Below are 15604 nucleotides of genomic sequence, written 5' to 3' on the forward strand. Positions count from 1 at the left end.
TCGGCGTACCACCTGGGCGGACGGCGCGTCGCGGGTGCGGACCGCCGCGGTCGCCGTCGGCGTACGCGCGGAGCGACTACTTGGCGAAGGGCCCGCCCAGGTCGGGGTACGACAGGCCGAGGGTGACGACGGTGTGGTGCTTGGCGCCGGTCGTGGTGATGCCGGACGCCGAGCCCTTGAGCAGGTGCACCATGCCCCACCGGGTGTTGTCGAGCTGTTCGTTGGTGTCGACCGCCAGCTCCGCGCGGCCGTCCTGTGTGTAGTCGGCAAGCTTGACGGCGGAACCGAAGCGGTCCTCCCTCTCCGGTGCTCCGGCCACGTCCGCGGAGTCCTGGTCGAAGGCGACCGCTCCGGTGCCGGTCAGGCCGCCGGGGCCACCGCGCAGCACGGTGACCGCCCCCGCCTGGTCGACCGTACCGAGGGCCTCACCGGGAGACCCGACGGCGAGATCCGCGTACCCGTCACCGTTGACGTCGCCCGCGCTGACCACGGCGCCGAACCCGTCGTCGTTCTCGATCGTTCCCGGGACGCCGGGTGTGGCCTGGGTGAGCGTCTCGACGCGCTGTACTGCGCCGCCCGCACTTCCGTAGTGCACGACGACCGACCCGCGGCCCTGGTCGGTGTTCTCGTAGCCGCGGCCGAAGGCGAGGTCGCCGTAACCGTCCTTGTCGAAGTCCGCGACCACGGTGCGCTCGCTGCCGTCGACGAATCCGCCGCCGTCGTCGGGGACCCGCACCGATCCGGCACGCTGCGTGAACGACGCTCCGCCGCGGTGCAGGAACCCGAAGACATGGCTGGAGTCGTCGTCGCCGAGGTCGTCGCCGATGAGGTAGAGGTCCGTGGCACCGGCGCCGTCGACGTCGCCCGCGACCAGCTGCTCGACGCTCAGGTAGCCGTACGCGTCGCCGAGGGCCACCTGGCCGCTGTGCTCTCCGCCGCGGGTGAAGGGGCCGTTCAGGACCACCGCGCCGGCGTCGCTCTGGCTGGCGGAGGCGATGTCCTGGTCGCCGTCCCCGTCGAAGTCCCCCGTGGCCAGGGCCTGTCCGAACCAGTCCCCGTACGTACTGCTGTTGGTGTACGGCGAGTGGAAGACGGTGCCGGAGCCGAGGCCGGTGCTGCCGCCCCAGACGACGGTGAGTCCGCCGCGCTTGTCCACCTCGCCGACCTTCTCGCCGGGCGAGGCCACGATCAGATCCCCGTAACCGTCCTGGTCCAGGTCGGCCGTCGCCGCGGCGGAGCCCCAGGCGTCGCCGCTCTCGACCGCGCCCGGAATGCCCGGCGAGTCCTGATGGAGGATCTGCGTGCGCGTGCCGGGGCCGCCCGCCGTGCCGTAGACCACGGTGACCCGGCCGTCGGCGCCGTGGCTGCCGCCGGTGAGGACGAGGTCACGGTGTCCGTCGCCGTTGAAGTCGTCGGCCAGTCCGGCCGGAGCGGCGGTGGCGACGGGGGCGGCCAGCAGCGAACTGCCTGCCAGGGCCGCCGCGACAGCCGCGGTCAGTGCGAATCTGGTGGGGCGCACGAAAGTCCTTCTCTTTGCCTGCGGATGGGCCGGAGGGCTCATCTCCTGACCGTACGACCGCGCACACGTGCCGAGGGTTGTACTCGGTTGCGTACATGATCCACGGGAGAACCCGTGCGGGCACGGCATGGTCGGATGAGCGCATGCGGAAGTGGTCGGCGGCAGCGGCCGAGGTCAATCTGCTGCTCGGGTTCCCGGGGTCGTGCCCGTGTGGCTGCTGTGGTACTTCGCCGTGAACTGACCGCTCGTGGCCGCCGGTTGGACACGTGCGGAGCCGACGGAGAACGACGGCGTGCTGCCGTGGCTGCTCGTCGGGCTGCCGTTGCCGGGGCTGTCCGGCGCGGGGTGGTGGCTCGCCGACCGCCCGATGCGGCTCAGGAGGGCGCGGGGGTGTTCACGTCGGGCGCGTGAGCGCTGGTGACGGGCGGGACGGCTGCGGGATGCGCCGGTGGCCGTCCAGCAACGCGCTCCCGAGGGCGGTGGCACTGTGGTGGACACTCTGCCCTCGGCGGTGCGTGACGATGAGGCACGAGTCGCGCAGCGCCGCGGCGTGCTGGGAGACCGACGCCGGGGAGACGACCAGCCGCCGGGCCAGCTCACTGGTGGATCCACCGCCGTCGGCGATGGCCGCCAGAAGGTCGGCACGGGTCCTCCCCAGCAGGGTGCCCAGCGCCTCCCGCGCGTCGCGGCCCTGACCGGCATCGGTCTGCGACCACCCGAGGTCATGGGTCACCGGATAGACGATCACCGGAGGAAGCTCCGGATCGCGCAGCGTGATGGGGGCCCGCCAGCAGAAGAAGGAGGGCAGTAGGAGCAGGCCGCGCCCGTCGAGATGGATGTCGCGGTCATGGGGGCTGGCCACGGTCAGGACACCGGGCTGCCAGCGCAGCGAGGGGTGCAGCGCGGCCAGCATGCCCTCGGTGCCCCCGTCCAGGATCGCCCGGACGCGAACGGCACGGTCCGCCTCGATCGAGGAGCCCACCTGCGCCCAGTACGGCCGCAACGCCACGTCGAAGTATCCGCGCAGGGCCGCGCCCAGGCAGAGCATCGCGTCGGAGCCCGCCTCGGCCAGCGAAAGGGTTCGCGAACCCAGGGGCCGGACCGCGGCGAGACGGGCGACGTCGTGCCTGAGCCGACCGCGAGGGGTCGACAGGACGGCGTCGATCCCCGGTTCCAACTCGCCCCGGTCGGGCAGCGGCGTGAGGAAATCGGCTGAATACCCACGGGGCGGTGCCAGATCGAACAGCAGCCGGGTGGTGCCGGGCAGCCGGCTGCGGACGTGCCGTCTCCACGCGCCGAACACGACAGACCCGTCGGTTCCCCTCAGCAGGTGCAGGCTGAGCAGCAGCTCCCACAGGGGGTCCGGACCGGCCGCCATCCGGATGCGGGCCATGTCGGCGTCCGTGAAGTGGAACTTGAGCATGGTTCCCCCATGTGCGTTCCCGAGCTGGAAGTCGTCCCGTACTGGATTAGAGCCGCTCGGCGTGACAGGAGTTGCACAAGGTCCGGAACCCGGGCGCGCAATGGCCGATTCCGCTCGGCCCCTTGAGCGATGCGCCGCGACTGCACCGGCGAGGGCGGTCCCCCGGCGGAGCCGTGCGCCTCCGACGGTCGGCGGACCGCCGTGATTGTTCATGGCATCGGGGTAACCGGCGGGTGAGCAGCCACAGGATGGACGACCGTGACCGGGCCAGGGCGCCGGGCGCGCGCTCGCATGCCATTCTGACGGGGGCGGGACCCTGCGCCGATCCACCGGCGAGAGCGGCTGCCGGGCTACGAAGGGACCACCTGTGGTTGATCCTCAGAAGGCGTCGGCCGCCGCGAACGGTGCCGACCCCGCCGTCGAGGCGAGGCTGCTCGCCGGACTGCTGGTGGACGAGGAGCGGCCCGAGCAGCCTGTCCTCCTGGACGGCGAGGGCAAGCCGCTGGACACCTGGCGCGAGAACTATCCGTACGAGACGAAGCTGCGCCGGCAGGCGTACGAGCGGCAGAAGCGGATTCTGCAGATCGAACTCCTGAAGCTGCAGAAGTGGGTGCGGGAGACCGGCCAGCGGATCGTCGTGGTGTGCGAGGGGCGCGACGCGGCGGGCAAGGGCGGCACCATCAAGCGTTTCACCGAACGTCTGAACCCGCGTGGGGCCCACGTGGTGGCGCTGGACAAGCCCACCGAGAAGGAGTCGGGGCAGTGGTACTTCCAGCGCTACGTCCCCCATCTGCCGGGGGCCGGTGAGATCGTCTTCTTCGACCGGTCCTGGTACAACCGGGCGGGTGTGGAGCGGGTCATGGGCTTCTGCACGCCGGCCCAGTACCGGCACTTCCACGAGCAGGCGCCCGTCTTCGAGAAGATGCTCACCGATGACGGGATCCTGCTGGTCAAGTTCTGGTTCTCGGTGTCGCGCGCCGAGCAGCGCACCCGGTTCGCCATCCGCCAGGTCGACCCCGTCCGGCAGTGGAAACTGTCCCCCACCGACCTGGCCTCCCTCGACCTGTGGGACGCCTACACCGAGGCGAAGGTCGACATGTTCCGCACGACCGACACGCCCTATGCGCCGTGGACCGTGGTGAAGAGCAACGACAAGCGTCGCGGCCGCCTCGAGGCCATGCGCCATCTGCTCCTGCACTGCGACTACGCGGCGAAGGACGAGGAGGCCGTGGGGACGGCCGATCCGCAGATCATCGGGGCCGCCGACACCTTGCTGGAGAGCGGTGAGGAACCGACGGATCTCTCCCCCACACCCCTGTCGCCCCTCAGCGACGGCTCGGGCCGCCACCCCGAGGAGTCGCCGGGCCCCGGAGAGAAGACCTGAGCGTCTCGAAGCCCTCGGTACGCGGAGTGCCGGCCGCCGTCCCACTCAGTCCGCAGTCCGATGGGCGCTCGGCGGCAGGCCGCCGAACAGGCCTCAGGCCTTCGGCTGGGTGAGGCGGATGCTGTTGCCGAAGGGGTCGCGGAGGCCGCAGTCGATGCCGTACGGGCGCTCGGTGGGCTCCTCGGTGAACTCGACGCCCCGGCTCAGCAGCGTCTCGTAGGTCTTGCGGCAGTCCTCCGTGCCGAGGATGAGGTGGCCACCCATGACGCCCTTGGTCACCAGTTCGCGAACCTGCTGTGCTGTCTCCTCCGACATCGCCGGGGGTCCCGGCTTCTCCAGCAGGATCTGGCGCTCCGGGTGGCCGGGGACGCCGACGGTCAGCCAGCGCATGAAGCCGAGGTCGACGTCGGCGTTGACCTCCAGGCCGAGCTTGCCGACGTAGAAGTCGAGGGCCTCGTCCTGGTCGAGGACGTAGATCTGCGAGTGCGTGATTGCGGTGAACATGCGCGTCACGCTACCGAGGGGACCGGACGGAAACTTATCCAGAACTGCTCAGTCGGCGAACGCGAAGGCCGGGGCCGCCGGGGCGGTGAGCACGCCGGTCGCCGGGAGCGGACGGTCAGGCACGCGGCCGTGTCCACGCCATCGTGAAGCACGTCGGCACGCCCGCGGAGGCCGGTCCCGTCGGGTCCGCCGTGCGACCGGCTTCCTGCCGGTAGGCCCGCGGCGAGCGGCCGACGATGCCGCTGAACGTCCGGCTGAAGGTTCCCGGACTGCCGAAGCCGACCTCGAAGCAGATGTCCGTCACACTGCGGCCGGTTTCCCGCAGCAGGAACATCGCACGCTCGACCCGGCGGCGCTGCAGGTAGCGGTGCGGCGTCTCGCCGAAGGTGGCACGGAAGGTACGCGTGAAGTGCGCCGGGGACACATGGGCGATCCGTGCGAGGGCCGGGACGTCCAGCGGCTGCGCGTAGGCACGGTCCATCGCGTCGCGTGCCCGCAGCATGCGGCGGTTGGTCTCCTCTGCGGCGCGGCTCACAGCGCCATCACACCACGGCCGCCCACGGGCGATGACGGTCCGGCGTACGGGCTCGACGCCGTTGACAAAACGGAACTGTGTTCCGTAACGTAAACGGAACAACGCTCCGCTTTCGGCGCGACCGAAACCGGGCGCTCCTGCCCGCCCCACCCGCCGCCGGCCGACGAGACATCCGGCAGGCGGCGAAGGCCATCGAAGGGACACCGCACCATGAGCGAACCGACCCGTACAGCCGACCTTTTCACCCCGCCCGCTCCCGTTCTCTCCGTCAGTCCGGTGGTGCTGCCGGCTCCCGACCGGGCCGTGGACCTGGAGATGCGGGTCTCCGCACCCGTGACCGGGAGCGATCTGCCGGTCATCCTCCTCTCACACGGACAGGGTTACTCGAACCACCTCTCCTCACTGCACGGCTACGCCCCCCTCGCCGACTTCTGGGCGGCGCACGGCTTCGTCGTGATCCAGCCGACCCATCTGAGTTCGAGGACGCTGAGCCTGGATCCCGCCACCCCCGGAGCACCCCTTTACTGGCGGTCGCGAGCCGAGGACATGAGGCGCATCCTCGACCGGCTCGACGTGATCGAGTCCTTGGTCCCGCAGCTTTCCGGACGCCTGGACCACGGCAGCGTCGCCGTCGCCGGGCACTCCATGGGCGGGCACACCGCGAGCCTGCTGCTCGGCGCCCGGCTCACCGATCCGCACGACGGCACGGAGGTGAACCTGACCGAGCCCCGGATCAAGGCCGGAGTGCTGCTCGCCGCGCCCGGCCGAGGCGGCGACGCCCTCACCGAGTCCGCGGCCGAGAGCCTCCCCTTCCTCCTGACCACGGACTTCTCCAGGATGACGACGCCCGCGCTCGTGGTCGCCGGCGACAAGGACACCGCCACCCACCTGACGGTCGCGGGCGCGGACTGGTATGCCGATCCGTACACCCTCTCCCCGGGCCCCAAGTCCCTGCTCACCCTGTTCGACGCGGAGCACGGACTCGGCGGGGTCGCCGGATACGACGTCGCCGAGACCACGGACGAGAACCCCGAGCGGGTGGCAGCGGTCGCACGGCTCACCTGGGCCTACCTCCGCTCGGCACTCCGTCCCGGGGATGCCGCGTGGCAGACGGCGCGTGACGCACTGACGACCGGCCCCGACCCCCTCGGACGGGTCGACTCCAAGTAGGCCGAGGAGACGCCGTACGCACCCGCTCAGGCCTGGGCGCCGTCCGGGACGCCGGCCGCCAGGAGCTTGCGGGTGAACCTGTGCATGTGGGGATCGAGGGTGTCCGCGGGCTCGGCGAGGACCTGCGGCAGGGACAGCCACCTGACCGTCTCGAACTCGCCCTCGTCGAACGACGTGATGCTGCCGACGGCCGCGTGCAGGACGTACCACAACGACACATCCGTGTGCCGGCCCTGCCCCCGCGTCCGCGTGACGGTCAGGAAGAAGGGGGCCGTCCCGCAGACCCGGGACGGAACAGCCTCGATGTGCAGCTCCTCCCGGCACTCGCGCACGACCGTGTCCCACGGATCCTCCGCCGGCTCGACATGACCGCCGCTGGGCAGCCACAGACCGGCCTTGCGGTGCGCGACCAGAAGGAGCTCTTCTCGCTCCTCGTCGAGGACCACGAAGTAGCTCACGAGGTGGACCGCGGGCACGTCGGGTTTCCGCGTCCGGTACAGCGGAGCCCCGCCCGCGATCCATTCCGCGGCCGTGGCGAGATGCGCCCGCTCCTGCTCGTCCCAGGGGCGGACACCGTCGAGCAGGTGCGCCAGGCGTGCTCGCAGAAGCTGGTCGGTCACCTCTGAACCACCGGTCCCCGTCACGGTGTTCATGCTGCCAGGAGGGTGCGACATTCCGGCTTCCGCGGGCCGGGAGCGCGGCATGAACGAGCCACAAGAACCGCAAAGAGTTCTTCGCGAACAACCCTTTGCGAAGAACTCTTTGCGGTCTAGGGTGCTCGGTATGACTGAACCCGACGCGACGCCGCAGCGTCCAAACACCCACCAGGACACGGTCGTTCTGGACGCGAAAGGGCTGCGTGCCCTGGCGCATCCGCTGCGGGTGCGGCTGGTGGGACTGCTGCGGAAGCACGGCCCGTCGACAGCCACCCGGCTCGCGGAGCGCCTGGAGATCAATTCCGGCACCGCCAGCTACCACCTGCGTCAACTCGCGGGCGCAGGTCTCGTCGAGGAGGACACGGAACGCGGCAACGCGCGCGAGCGCTGGTGGCGTTCGGTGCATCGCAGGACATGGTTCAACGACCGCGACCTGGCCGAGCGCGAGCCGGAGACCACGCTGGTCTACCTGAGGTCCGTCGCCGCCACCTACACCGCGCGCACGGAGCGGGCCCTCAACGAGCTCCAGACCATGCCCCGCGTGTGGCGGGACACCTTCGACATCAGCGACTGGGGCCTGCGACTGACCCCCGAGGAAGCTGCCGACCTCTACGAGGAGTTGCGGGGAGTCGTCAGCCGGTACCGGCTGGACACGCCGGAGGCCGCGGTGTCGGCCCCCGAAGGCGCCGAGCGGTTCTCCGTGATCACTCAGCTGCTGCCCGAGCCCGATGCGCCCTCGCCGCCGGCAGACCCTTCGGAGACCGACGAGGCGACGGCACGGGAAAATCCGTGACCGGGACCGCCTCGGGTACGGACGCCACACCTGGCCGACGGGCGTTACGGCCGCTGGTCGGCGTACTCACCGCGATGGCGGTCTCGCTGACCGGCACTCGGATCTCGGGCATCGCGCTGCCCTGGTTCGTGCTCGTCACGACCGGCAGCGCCACGCAGACCGGGCTCGTCGCCTTCTTCGAGATGACTCCCTATGTGGTCGTCAAAGCCCTCACCGGGCCGCTGGTGGACCGGGTGGGCCCGCGCGTCATCTCCTGGACCACTGACCTGGCCAGCGCGTCCGCCGCCGCTGCCGTTCCGCTTCTGCATGGTCTGGATCTGCTCTCCTTCCCCCTGCTGCTGGTCCTGGTGGCGCTGATCGGCGCGGCCCGGGGCCCCGGCGACCTCGCCAAGGAGGTCATGGTGCCGGAGGCGGCCGACCACAGCCGGGTGCCGCTGGAACGGGCCACGGGCCTGTCCGGCGTGATCGAGAGGCTCGCGTCCACCGCGGGCCCCGCGGTGGGCGGCTCCTTGGTCGCGCTGGTCGGCCCCCTGACGGGCCTGCTGGTCAACGCGGCCTGCTTCGCCGCCGGTTCGGCGGTCATCGCGCTGTTGCTGCCCCGCGGTGTGGGCCGTTCCACCGAGGACGCCTCGTCGCGCAACGGGGAAGAGGGACCGGGTTACTGGCAGCGGTTCCGCGAGGGATGGGCCTTCCTGCGCGGCGACCCCCTGCTCCTCGCCCTCATCATGATGGTCGGCGTCACCAATCTGCTGGACGCGGCGTTCGCCGCGGTGCTCGTTCCCGTCTGGGCCCGGGAATCCGGGAACGGGCCGACTGCGATCGGCCTCATGGGCGCCGTCGCGGGAGCCGCGGCGATCGGCGGGAGCCTGCTGGCGACGGCGGTCGCACACCGGCTGCGGCGCCGGGCGGTGTTCTTCATCGGGTTCCTGGTCGCCGGGGCGCCACGGTTCCTGGTCCTCGCCGTCGACGCGCCGATGAGTGTTGTGCTGACCGTCTTCGCCGTCAGCGGTTTCGGCGCCGGCTTCCTCAACCCGATCATCGGAGCCGTCCTCTTCGAGCGGGTGCCACGCCCGTTGCTCGGCCGGGTCAACGCCCTCGGCGACGCCATGGCGTGGTCCGGCATCCCCCTGGGCGGGCTGATCGCCGGAGCGGCGGTGGCCATGGCCGGACCGGTACCGGTGCTGCTGGTCGGCGGGGCCGCGTACTTCCTCACCACGAACCTGACCGGTCTGCGGCCGGAATGGCGGGAGATGGACCGCACCCGCGGACGGGCGCCCTCCGGCAGCGGAGCGAAGGCTGACGCGCATCCCGGTGACCGGGCAGCACCGCGGTCCCGATAGCGTCGCGCTCTTCTCCGGCCGACCGGACGAGGTCCTCAGCAGCAGGTATCGATGACCGATCCCCACCAGCGACTCCGGTGCGCACTCGACGCGCTGGACACCGCTTTCGCACCGCTCTTCGACCAGCCGTTCGCTGCGGGTGGTTGCGGCCACTACTACCCGGAGGACGCCCTCGCGGTCCTGGCCGGGCCCCCGCATCTCGTGCCGGAGGATCTGGTGGCGTCCGTCGCGGCCCGGTCCGCCGGCCACTGGGACGACTTTCCCACCCCGCTACCGGCGGCTGACACCGAGGATCGTGCGGCTTCTCGTCACCGGGCGGCTGCACGTCGATCACGGCCTGGTCGCCTCGCGGCCCGTCGCCGCCCGGTGGCGCGAGTGGCCGGGGCCCGAGCGGGAGGCTCTGGAGGAGGTGTGGCGCGGCTGGTGGCGAGCGACGCTGCACGAGTACCCCGGTCCCGTCACCGACGTGCTGGAGACCGTCCCGGTCAGCGGCGGCGCCCTCGGGCCGTGGCTGCCCGTATGGGCCGACACCCGAACCGAGTCGGCGGACCGCCACCTCCGCGACGCCGTCGACGGCTGGCTCTTCGGGGAGCAACTCGCCGATGTGCGCCTCGGCTTCTACACCGAGCTGCACGCCTAACCGGAACTGCTCCCGTGGCTGCTCTCCCTGGAAGCCGGCCGCCTCGGCGCGGCACGACTCAACGAGGTGGAACGCATCGCGGACCGGTGATCCACCCCCTTGCCTCACCTATCGATTTTCGATAGATTTCTATCGCTGATCGATTGAGGGAGTGGTGATGGGAAAGCTGACAGTGCTTGCGCTGCGCGTCGTGCTCGTGACGCTGATCGCCGGTTCGCTGTTCGTCCAGACGGTGATGGTTCCGCTGCTGGCCGCGGACATGAGGGAGCTCAACAGCGACTACACGTATCTGCGCACCCCGTTCCTCGTGATCACGGTCCTGGGCGTCGTCACGGCCCAGGTCGTCCTCGTCTGCGTGTGGCGGCTGGTGACGATGGTGCGGCGAGGGACGGTCTTCTCCCCCTCCGCCTTCCGGTACGTGCACATCGTGATCGGCGCGGTCGTGGCGGCCGCCCTCCTGCTGTTCGGGCTCGCGGTCCTCCTCGCGCCGGGCGAAGCCGTCGCCCCCGGCGTGGTCCTGCTGATCTGCGGGGCCGTCGTGGCGGTCCTCGGGGTCGCGCTCGTCGTGCTCGTCCTGCGGATGCTGCTCGCCCAGGCCGTGGCCCGTGACGTCGAGGCCGCGCAGCTGCAGGCCGAGCTGGAAGAGGTGATCTGATGCCGATCACCGTCGACATCGACGTGATGCTGGCCAAACGGAAGATGTCCGTGGGTGAGCTCGCGGACCGCGTGGGGATCACGCCGGCCAACCTGGCCGTACTCAAGAACGGCCGCGCGAAGGCGGTACGTTTCGCGACGCTCGCCGCGCTCTGCGAGGTGCTCGAGTGCCAGCCGGGGGACCTGCTGCGCTGGGAGGCCCCGTACGCGGAGGACTCCGAGAACCCCGGGGGCGAGTGACGTCGGCCGTCCACGACGGCGAGCCGGGGGCCGACACGCCCCAGGCCGCCCGGCTACGACGGCGGCGACTGTGGCTCCGCCCGTTCCCCGCCCCGGACCCGATCAGTCCGCCGAGCCGCGGAAGGTCGCCAGGAAGGTCTTCAGCGCCTGCTGATTGGCCGGGGAGTCCCAGTCGGCCTCCGGGGTCGTCCAGCGCAGTGAGAAGCCCTGGCCGCCCCCGATGAGGAACCCGCGTCCGAACGTGCGCACCCGCGTTCCCTCGGGCTCTTCGACCCACTGCATGTCGGCGGCCTTGCGGCCCTGATAGGTCGTCGCGCGGATGGCGCCCAGCCTGTCGTACCCGGCCCCCTGCCGCAGCAGCGCGGGCTCGACGGTGTCCCGCCACACGGCGACCGGGTCGGAGCCGACGCGCGTGCTGTAGGTGACGGTCAGGTTCCGCGGGTCGCCGTCGGCGCCGAGGACCACCCGGTAGGAGCGGTCCTCGGCGCGGTCGGCGCTCAGCCGCTTCCAGCCCTTGGGGAGAGCTACGGCGAAACCCTCGGGTGCCTTGGAGACGCGGAACCCGGGCGGCAGCGTCGAAGTGGCGGAGGGCGAAGGGGACGGGGAGGGAGCGGACGAGCGGGAGGGAGAGGGCGACGCGGAGGCAGTATCCCTTCCGGGCGGCGGCGTGCTCACCTCGCTCGCCGCGCCGGTGGGGATCACGGGCCCGGTACGGGAGGGCGCCGCGTCGGGCACGGAGGAGTCGCCGTCGGAACTGTCGCCGGTCACGGCGAGGGCGGTGACCGTCACGGCGACGGCAGCGACGACCGCGGCCCCGACGAGCGCCGCACGGCCGAGGTTCTGTCTGCCCCCGGCTCTGCCCAGGAGGCCGTGCGCCGACGGCCGCGACTGCGGATTCGCCGTCCGAGCCGCTCCGGGGTTCTCACTGATGATGTCTCTGAGGACTTCTCGCACCGCCGGGCCGGTCGGCCGTTCACGGGCGTCCTTGCGGAGCAGTGCCTGAATGATGTCGGCCAGCGGACCGGCGCGCCGCGGGCTGCGCAGCGGCAACCGCACGATCGCCTTGAGGGTCGTCTCGGGCCTGCCGCGGTCACGGAAGGGCGGGCGCCCCTCGGTCATCGTGTAGAGCAGCGCGCCCAGGGCCCACAGGTCTGCCGGAGAACCGTAGGACTCGCCACGGGCCTGTTCCGGGGACGCGTACGCCGGTGCGCCGATCCGTGCCGGCGGAGCCACGCCCGCCAGGCCGTAGCCGGAGACGACCACACCGCCGTGGTCGCGTACGAACACCTGGCCGAGGCTCAGTTCGCCGTGTACGAGGCCCTCGCTGTGCGCGGCCTCCAGCACGTCGAGCAGGTCGAGCCCGATGCGGGCGGCCCGCGCGCATTCGAGCGCGCCGTACTGATCGAGGAACTCGCCCAGGGGCATGCCGTCGATCCACTCGACGACCGTCCACAGGCTGCCGGACTCCTCGACGACGTCGATGACGTTCGCGGCCTTGCCCGGCCAGCGCAGCGCCATGATTTCGGAGGCGCGCATGATCCGCGTGATGGTCGGCCCGGCCGGCTCCTGCGACGGATCGGGCGGCAGCTGCGTCTGCGTCAGCAGTCGCGGACGCGCGGACTCGGTGTCCTCTCCGTACCAGCAGACGCAGTTCGCTTCCCGGTGGACGACCTCCTGAAGCCGATACCTTCCGGCAACCAACTCATTCGCAGCGGCGCCCGCGTTGCCCATGCCCATCCCTCGTCGAACCCTGGCTCCCAGTCCTCAGGAGTACGCAGTGGGTCATGTCCTGCGTTCAACGGATCCGCAATCGCCGGCGCCGATGTGGCCGTCGAGCCGGCTCCCCCGGTCGCGGAACGGGTCACCACACGGCCGGAGCGCAAAGGGGCGGGAAAGCGGACGTTTGACCTCCCCAGGTTCCACGTCCGCTTTCCCGCCGACAGGGGGCCACTACCCGCAACTTCCGGGGCTATGCCAGAACTCGGCCCGGACGGAGGATCCTCCGTCTCCACCCCAGGCTGCGGCGGTTCGCCGACACGTTTTCCCAGGCCCGCGGCCTGAAGCCCTGGTCCGGTCCTTTCCGCGAAAGACAGATGTGTACATGTTGAAAGAGGGGGTAGATGCGGCCCAGCACAGGGTGAGGGTGGACTGCATGGAACCATTGACAAGGGGCGGAGGCCGAATGGCGCCGCAGCGTGGCCGCATACAGACCACTGTTGCTTTGGAAGGCGATTCGTTCTGCATCGCGGAGGCCCGCCATCTCGCGGCCGACTTCCTCGCGCGGGCCCAGTCCGTCCACGGCATGCCGGTCACGGCCCGCGCGGTGGACCTGACCCAGCTGGTGGTGAGCGAGCTGGTCACCAACGCTCTGAAGTACGCACCAGGGCCCGTCCTGCTGGATCTGCGGATCGTCGGCGACACGCTCGAGGTGGTCGTCTGGGACAGCGATCCGGTACTGCCGGTGGCCCGGGCCGCGGACCCCGGACGAGTGGGTCAGCACGGCCTGGAGATCGTCATGGCCATCTGCGAGGGCTTCGAGGTCCAGAGAGAGCCGGTCGGCAAGCACATCACCGCGCGGCTCGCCCTCCTCGCCGACCCGGACACCGTCTGACCCACGCCCCGGCGCCGACAGCCGGACGGCAGACGGCAGACGGCAGACGGCAGACGGCAGACGGCAGACGGCAGACGGCAGTGAGTCCCCGTACGGCTCCGGTCGACTCGGCCTGTCGGCAAGAAAGTCCACATGCACGCGCCGTGCCGGGGCACTCGTGACTCACCTGACCGATCGACAGGGAGTCCCCCGTGATAGTTGTCGCCATCGTTGGCGTATGTGTCGTGCTGGCCGTACTGGCCTTTCTCGTCCCCCGTATCTCACGTCACCCCGAACGCGGCACTCAGCGCTCGCTCGGCGCCGGTGCGCGAGCCGGCGGCAAGGCTCCCGGCCCTCTCGGCCGATGGCTCAGCAAGCCGTTCCACACCAGTTCCCGTGCGGTGGGCCGCAGTGGCTCGGCCGGCCGTCGCACCCGTGGCCGTCTGCCCTTCTGACCACGGCGAGGCCATGCCGTCGGACCGCCCTCCCGGGAGGGCCCGCACCGCCGCCCGTACGCCCCGGAACCCGACACGGGTTCCGGGGCGTACGACTGCTTCACCGGCTTTCGGCTTTCGGTGTTCCGGCGTGTCAGCCCACGATCACGACACCGAGCGGCGCCGCTCCGGCCGTCCGCGTGAGGACGCCACCGAAGTTGCCCTCGACCTCGGCCTTCTCCGCCGCGTTCGGGTTGGGGTTCGTGCACGCGGTTCCCGCGCTGGAACCGGACATCAGACTTGAGCAGGGGCCGGGCTTGCGGTCCGGCAGCCCGAGGATGTGCCCCAGCTCGTGGGCCGAGATACGGATCGTGTCGTACCCCTGATTGACCGCCTGGCGTCCCATGTAGACGGTTCCGTTGCCCAGTGAGGTGGTCTGGGCGCGGGGCCAGCCGTTGTCCGCCAGGACCCGGATGTTGGCGCGCTGTCCGGTCGCGGCCGGGCGCAGTTCGACGGCGTCGACGCTGTTGTTCCAGATCGCCGCGCCCCGGTCGACCGCGGTTCTGAACTCCGCGGAACCGCTGGCGTCGTAGGTGAGGATCCGGGCGGCGGCCGTGCGTTCCGCGACCGGCGCCGGAGCGGCCACGGCCTGGCTGCCCATCAGGGAAAAGGTCACCGCCAGAGCGGCGGTGAGTCCACTTGTCAGCTTGCGGACGTGCATGGTCGACCTCCTTGTGGGGGGAAGGTAGTCGTGCACATGACATGACATTCCCTGGCTCCCTGCCCAGCGGGCACGGTTGCCAATCCGTCAATCCGGCCGCAGGTGGAACGCGGACCGGGCCCGGCCACTTCTCAAGTGGCCGGGCCCGGCGCTGTGCCCGCGACGCGTCAGCCCTGGCGGGCCTTGTGACGCGGGTCCTTCTTGTTGATCACGAAGACCGAGCCCCGTCGGCGTACCACCTGCGCCCCGGGCCTGGACTTCAGCGAGCGCAGCGACGTGCGCACCTTCATGACCGTGCTCCCCTCCCGCTCGGGTACCGGCCGGACGTCACCGGGCAGCCGATGCCGTGCGGCCGTATCGCCGCTCGAACCGCTCCACGCGGCCCGCGCTGTCGACGACCCGCGCGGTCCCCGTGTAGACGGGGTGGCCGGCCGACGAGACCTCCACGTCGATCAGCGGATAGGTGTTGCCGTCCCGCCATTCGATCGTCACTGCCGAGCGTGCGGTCGAGCGGATGAGGAACGCGGCGTCCGAGGCACGGTCACGGAAGACGACCGGGCGCGAGACGGGATGAATGCCGAGCTTCATGGGGTTTCCTTCCTTGCGGTCGTCCACCGGAGGGCGACGACTTCGTTCATCGCTCCTCGCGGAACAGGACGTGCTTGCCCGCCACCTGGTCGTACTTGCGCAGGACCAGCCGGTCGGGGTCGCTGAGACGGTTCTTGCGCGTCACATAGGTCGCACCGGTCCCGGCCGTGGACCTCAACGTCACCACCGGACGCGCGCCACTGGTAGCCACGAGGTTCTCCTTTCGCTCCCCCTGGGACCCATCCGGCCGATGGGCCCCTTTCTTGATGGGGTCATGTCATTCACGTGCGGTACAACAGGGCCTGCCACGGCTGTATTCCCGCCACAGCACGCACCCGGCGCCGACTCCGAAGACGTGCCGGACGGACGGATGCAGGAGCCACGGCGGTTCGGCTCACTCGTCCGGCGTCGGC

The 15604-nt window shown here is 70.9% G+C and carries 19 protein-coding genes; 9 read left to right on the forward strand and 10 right to left on the reverse strand.

Features of this window, described 5'->3' with window-relative positions:
• Positions 1-76: 76 nt before the first annotated feature.
• Together O1Q96_RS28750 and O1Q96_RS28755 are read right to left on the reverse strand one after the other, a co-directional pair.
• Complete coding sequence (locus O1Q96_RS28750) at positions 77-1519, reverse strand: FG-GAP and VCBS repeat-containing protein (protein WP_269250920.1); 1443 nt, start codon at positions 1517-1519, stop codon at positions 77-79.
• A gap of 394 nt (positions 1520-1913) precedes the next feature.
• Positions 1914-2942 carry an ArsR/SmtB family transcription factor gene (locus O1Q96_RS28755; RefSeq protein WP_269250921.1) on the reverse strand — a complete coding sequence of 343 codons (1029 nt, stop codon included), beginning with the start codon at positions 2940-2942 and terminating at the stop codon, positions 1914-1916.
• A gap of 367 nt (positions 2943-3309) precedes the next feature.
• Between O1Q96_RS28755 and ppk2 the strand changes: the two genes are divergently transcribed.
• On the forward strand, positions 3310-4326 hold the full coding sequence (ppk2, locus tag O1Q96_RS28760) for a polyphosphate kinase 2 (RefSeq protein ID WP_269250922.1): 1017 nt from the start codon (positions 3310-3312) through the stop codon (positions 4324-4326).
• A 93-nt stretch (positions 4327-4419) separates the two neighbouring features.
• Here the strand turns inward: ppk2 and O1Q96_RS28765 are convergent, their stop codons facing one another.
• A complete protein-coding gene (locus O1Q96_RS28765) occupies positions 4420-4830 on the reverse strand; it encodes a VOC family protein (RefSeq protein ID WP_269250923.1) in 411 nt (136 codons plus the stop codon).
• Between the two features lie 115 nt (positions 4831-4945).
• On the reverse strand, positions 4946-5365 hold the full coding sequence (locus O1Q96_RS28770) for a helix-turn-helix domain-containing protein (RefSeq protein ID WP_269250924.1): 420 nt from the start codon (positions 5363-5365) through the stop codon (positions 4946-4948).
• A 210-nt stretch (positions 5366-5575) separates the two neighbouring features.
• On the opposite strand from O1Q96_RS28770, the gene O1Q96_RS28775 reads away from it, so the two are divergent.
• Positions 5576-6535 (forward strand): alpha/beta hydrolase family protein, encoded by a 960-nt coding sequence (locus O1Q96_RS28775; protein WP_269250925.1) that lies wholly within the window; start codon positions 5576-5578, stop codon positions 6533-6535.
• A 26-nt stretch (positions 6536-6561) separates the two neighbouring features.
• On the opposite strand, the gene O1Q96_RS28780 is transcribed toward O1Q96_RS28775, so the two are convergent.
• The gene (locus O1Q96_RS28780) at positions 6562-7188 is read right to left on the reverse strand and encodes an NUDIX domain-containing protein (RefSeq protein WP_269250926.1); all 627 of its coding nucleotides are present in this window, start codon (positions 7186-7188) and stop codon (positions 6562-6564) included.
• A 130-nt stretch (positions 7189-7318) separates the two neighbouring features.
• Here O1Q96_RS28780 and O1Q96_RS28785 point away from each other — a divergent pair, with 130 nt between their 5' ends.
• The 5 genes from O1Q96_RS28785 to O1Q96_RS28805 all read left to right on the forward strand — a co-directional run bounded on the left by O1Q96_RS28785 (position 7319) and on the right by O1Q96_RS28805 (position 10858).
• Positions 7319-7984 (forward strand): ArsR/SmtB family transcription factor, encoded by a 666-nt coding sequence (locus tag O1Q96_RS28785; protein WP_269250927.1) that lies wholly within the window; start codon positions 7319-7321, stop codon positions 7982-7984.
• Complete coding sequence (locus O1Q96_RS28790) at positions 7981-9324, forward strand: MFS transporter (protein WP_269250928.1); 1344 nt, start codon at positions 7981-7983, stop codon at positions 9322-9324. The genes O1Q96_RS28785 and O1Q96_RS28790 overlap by 4 nt, the downstream gene beginning before the upstream one ends.
• 295 nt (positions 9325-9619) lie before the next feature.
• Complete coding sequence (locus O1Q96_RS28795; protein WP_269250929.1) at positions 9620-9964, forward strand: hypothetical protein; 345 nt, start codon at positions 9620-9622, stop codon at positions 9962-9964.
• Between the two features lie 157 nt (positions 9965-10121).
• Positions 10122-10619: a DUF2975 domain-containing protein gene (locus O1Q96_RS28800; RefSeq protein ID WP_269250930.1), complete on the forward strand. Its 498-nt coding sequence runs from the start codon at positions 10122-10124 to the stop codon at positions 10617-10619.
• The gene (locus tag O1Q96_RS28805) at positions 10619-10858 is read left to right on the forward strand and encodes a helix-turn-helix domain-containing protein (protein ID WP_217456215.1); all 240 of its coding nucleotides are present in this window, start codon (positions 10619-10621) and stop codon (positions 10856-10858) included. Before O1Q96_RS28800 ends, O1Q96_RS28805 begins: the two co-directional genes overlap by 1 nt.
• Before the next feature lie 102 nt (positions 10859-10960).
• On the opposite strand, the gene O1Q96_RS28810 is transcribed toward O1Q96_RS28805, so the two are convergent.
• Positions 10961-12394 carry a serine/threonine-protein kinase gene (locus O1Q96_RS28810; RefSeq protein ID WP_331276072.1) on the reverse strand — a complete coding sequence of 478 codons (1434 nt, stop codon included), beginning with the start codon at positions 12392-12394 and terminating at the stop codon, positions 10961-10963.
• A gap of 646 nt (positions 12395-13040) precedes the next feature.
• Here O1Q96_RS28810 and O1Q96_RS28815 point away from each other — a divergent pair.
• Both O1Q96_RS28815 and O1Q96_RS28820 read left to right on the forward strand, forming a co-directional pair.
• Positions 13041-13469, forward strand: a complete 429-nt coding sequence (locus tag O1Q96_RS28815) for an ATP-binding protein (RefSeq protein WP_269250932.1) — start codon at positions 13041-13043, stop codon at positions 13467-13469.
• Between the two features lie 191 nt (positions 13470-13660).
• Positions 13661-13903, forward strand: coding sequence for a DUF6411 family protein (locus tag O1Q96_RS28820; RefSeq protein WP_269250933.1), 243 nt, complete (start codon positions 13661-13663; stop codon positions 13901-13903).
• A 133-nt stretch (positions 13904-14036) separates the two neighbouring features.
• Here the strand turns inward: O1Q96_RS28820 and O1Q96_RS28825 are convergent, their stop codons facing one another.
• The 4 genes from O1Q96_RS28825 to rpmG form a co-directional block, all read right to left on the reverse strand.
• Positions 14037-14603, reverse strand: coding sequence for a snapalysin family zinc-dependent metalloprotease (locus O1Q96_RS28825; RefSeq protein WP_269250934.1), 567 nt, complete (start codon positions 14601-14603; stop codon positions 14037-14039).
• 167 nt (positions 14604-14770) lie between these two features.
• Positions 14771-14893 carry a type B 50S ribosomal protein L36 gene (gene ykgO, locus O1Q96_RS28830; protein ID WP_269250935.1) on the reverse strand — a complete coding sequence of 41 codons (123 nt, stop codon included), beginning with the start codon at positions 14891-14893 and terminating at the stop codon, positions 14771-14773.
• 37 nt (positions 14894-14930) lie between these two features.
• Complete coding sequence (locus O1Q96_RS28835) at positions 14931-15191, reverse strand: type B 50S ribosomal protein L31 (RefSeq protein WP_269250936.1); 261 nt, start codon at positions 15189-15191, stop codon at positions 14931-14933.
• 46 nt (positions 15192-15237) lie between these two features.
• Positions 15238-15402 (reverse strand): 50S ribosomal protein L33, encoded by a 165-nt coding sequence (rpmG, locus tag O1Q96_RS28840; protein WP_269250937.1) that lies wholly within the window; start codon positions 15400-15402, stop codon positions 15238-15240.
• Between the last annotated feature and the right edge of the window lie 202 nt (positions 15403-15604).

The organism is Streptomyces aurantiacus (assembly GCF_027107535.1).
GTDB lineage: Bacteria > Actinomycetota > Actinomycetes > Streptomycetales > Streptomycetaceae > Streptomyces.

Coding starts and splice junctions, on each gene's coding strand:
- O1Q96_RS28825 (WP_269250934.1), bottom strand. CDS start 14,603: ATGCACGTCCGCAAGCTGACAAGTGGACTCACCGCCGCTCTGGCGGTG.
- O1Q96_RS28805 (WP_217456215.1), top strand. CDS start 10,619: ATGCCGATCACCGTCGACATCGACGTGATGCTGGCCAAACGGAAGATG.
- O1Q96_RS28785 (WP_269250927.1), top strand. CDS start 7,319: ATGACTGAACCCGACGCGACGCCGCAGCGTCCAAACACCCACCAGGAC.
- O1Q96_RS28775 (WP_269250925.1), top strand. CDS start 5,576: ATGAGCGAACCGACCCGTACAGCCGACCTTTTCACCCCGCCCGCTCCC.
- O1Q96_RS28810 (WP_331276072.1), bottom strand. CDS start 12,394: ATGCGCGCCTCCGAAATCATGGCGCTGCGCTGGCCGGGCAAGGCCGCG.
- O1Q96_RS28835 (WP_269250936.1), bottom strand. CDS start 15,191: ATGAAGCTCGGCATTCATCCCGTCTCGCGCCCGGTCGTCTTCCGTGAC.
- O1Q96_RS28765 (WP_269250923.1), bottom strand. CDS start 4,830: ATGTTCACCGCAATCACGCACTCGCAGATCTACGTCCTCGACCAGGAC.
- O1Q96_RS28815 (WP_269250932.1), top strand. CDS start 13,041: ATGGCGCCGCAGCGTGGCCGCATACAGACCACTGTTGCTTTGGAAGGC.
- ykgO (WP_269250935.1), bottom strand. CDS start 14,893: ATGAAGGTGCGCACGTCGCTGCGCTCGCTGAAGTCCAGGCCCGGGGCG.
- O1Q96_RS28800 (WP_269250930.1), top strand. CDS start 10,122: ATGGGAAAGCTGACAGTGCTTGCGCTGCGCGTCGTGCTCGTGACGCTG.
- O1Q96_RS28780 (WP_269250926.1), bottom strand. CDS start 7,188: ATGAACACCGTGACGGGGACCGGTGGTTCAGAGGTGACCGACCAGCTT.
- O1Q96_RS28755 (WP_269250921.1), bottom strand. CDS start 2,942: ATGCTCAAGTTCCACTTCACGGACGCCGACATGGCCCGCATCCGGATG.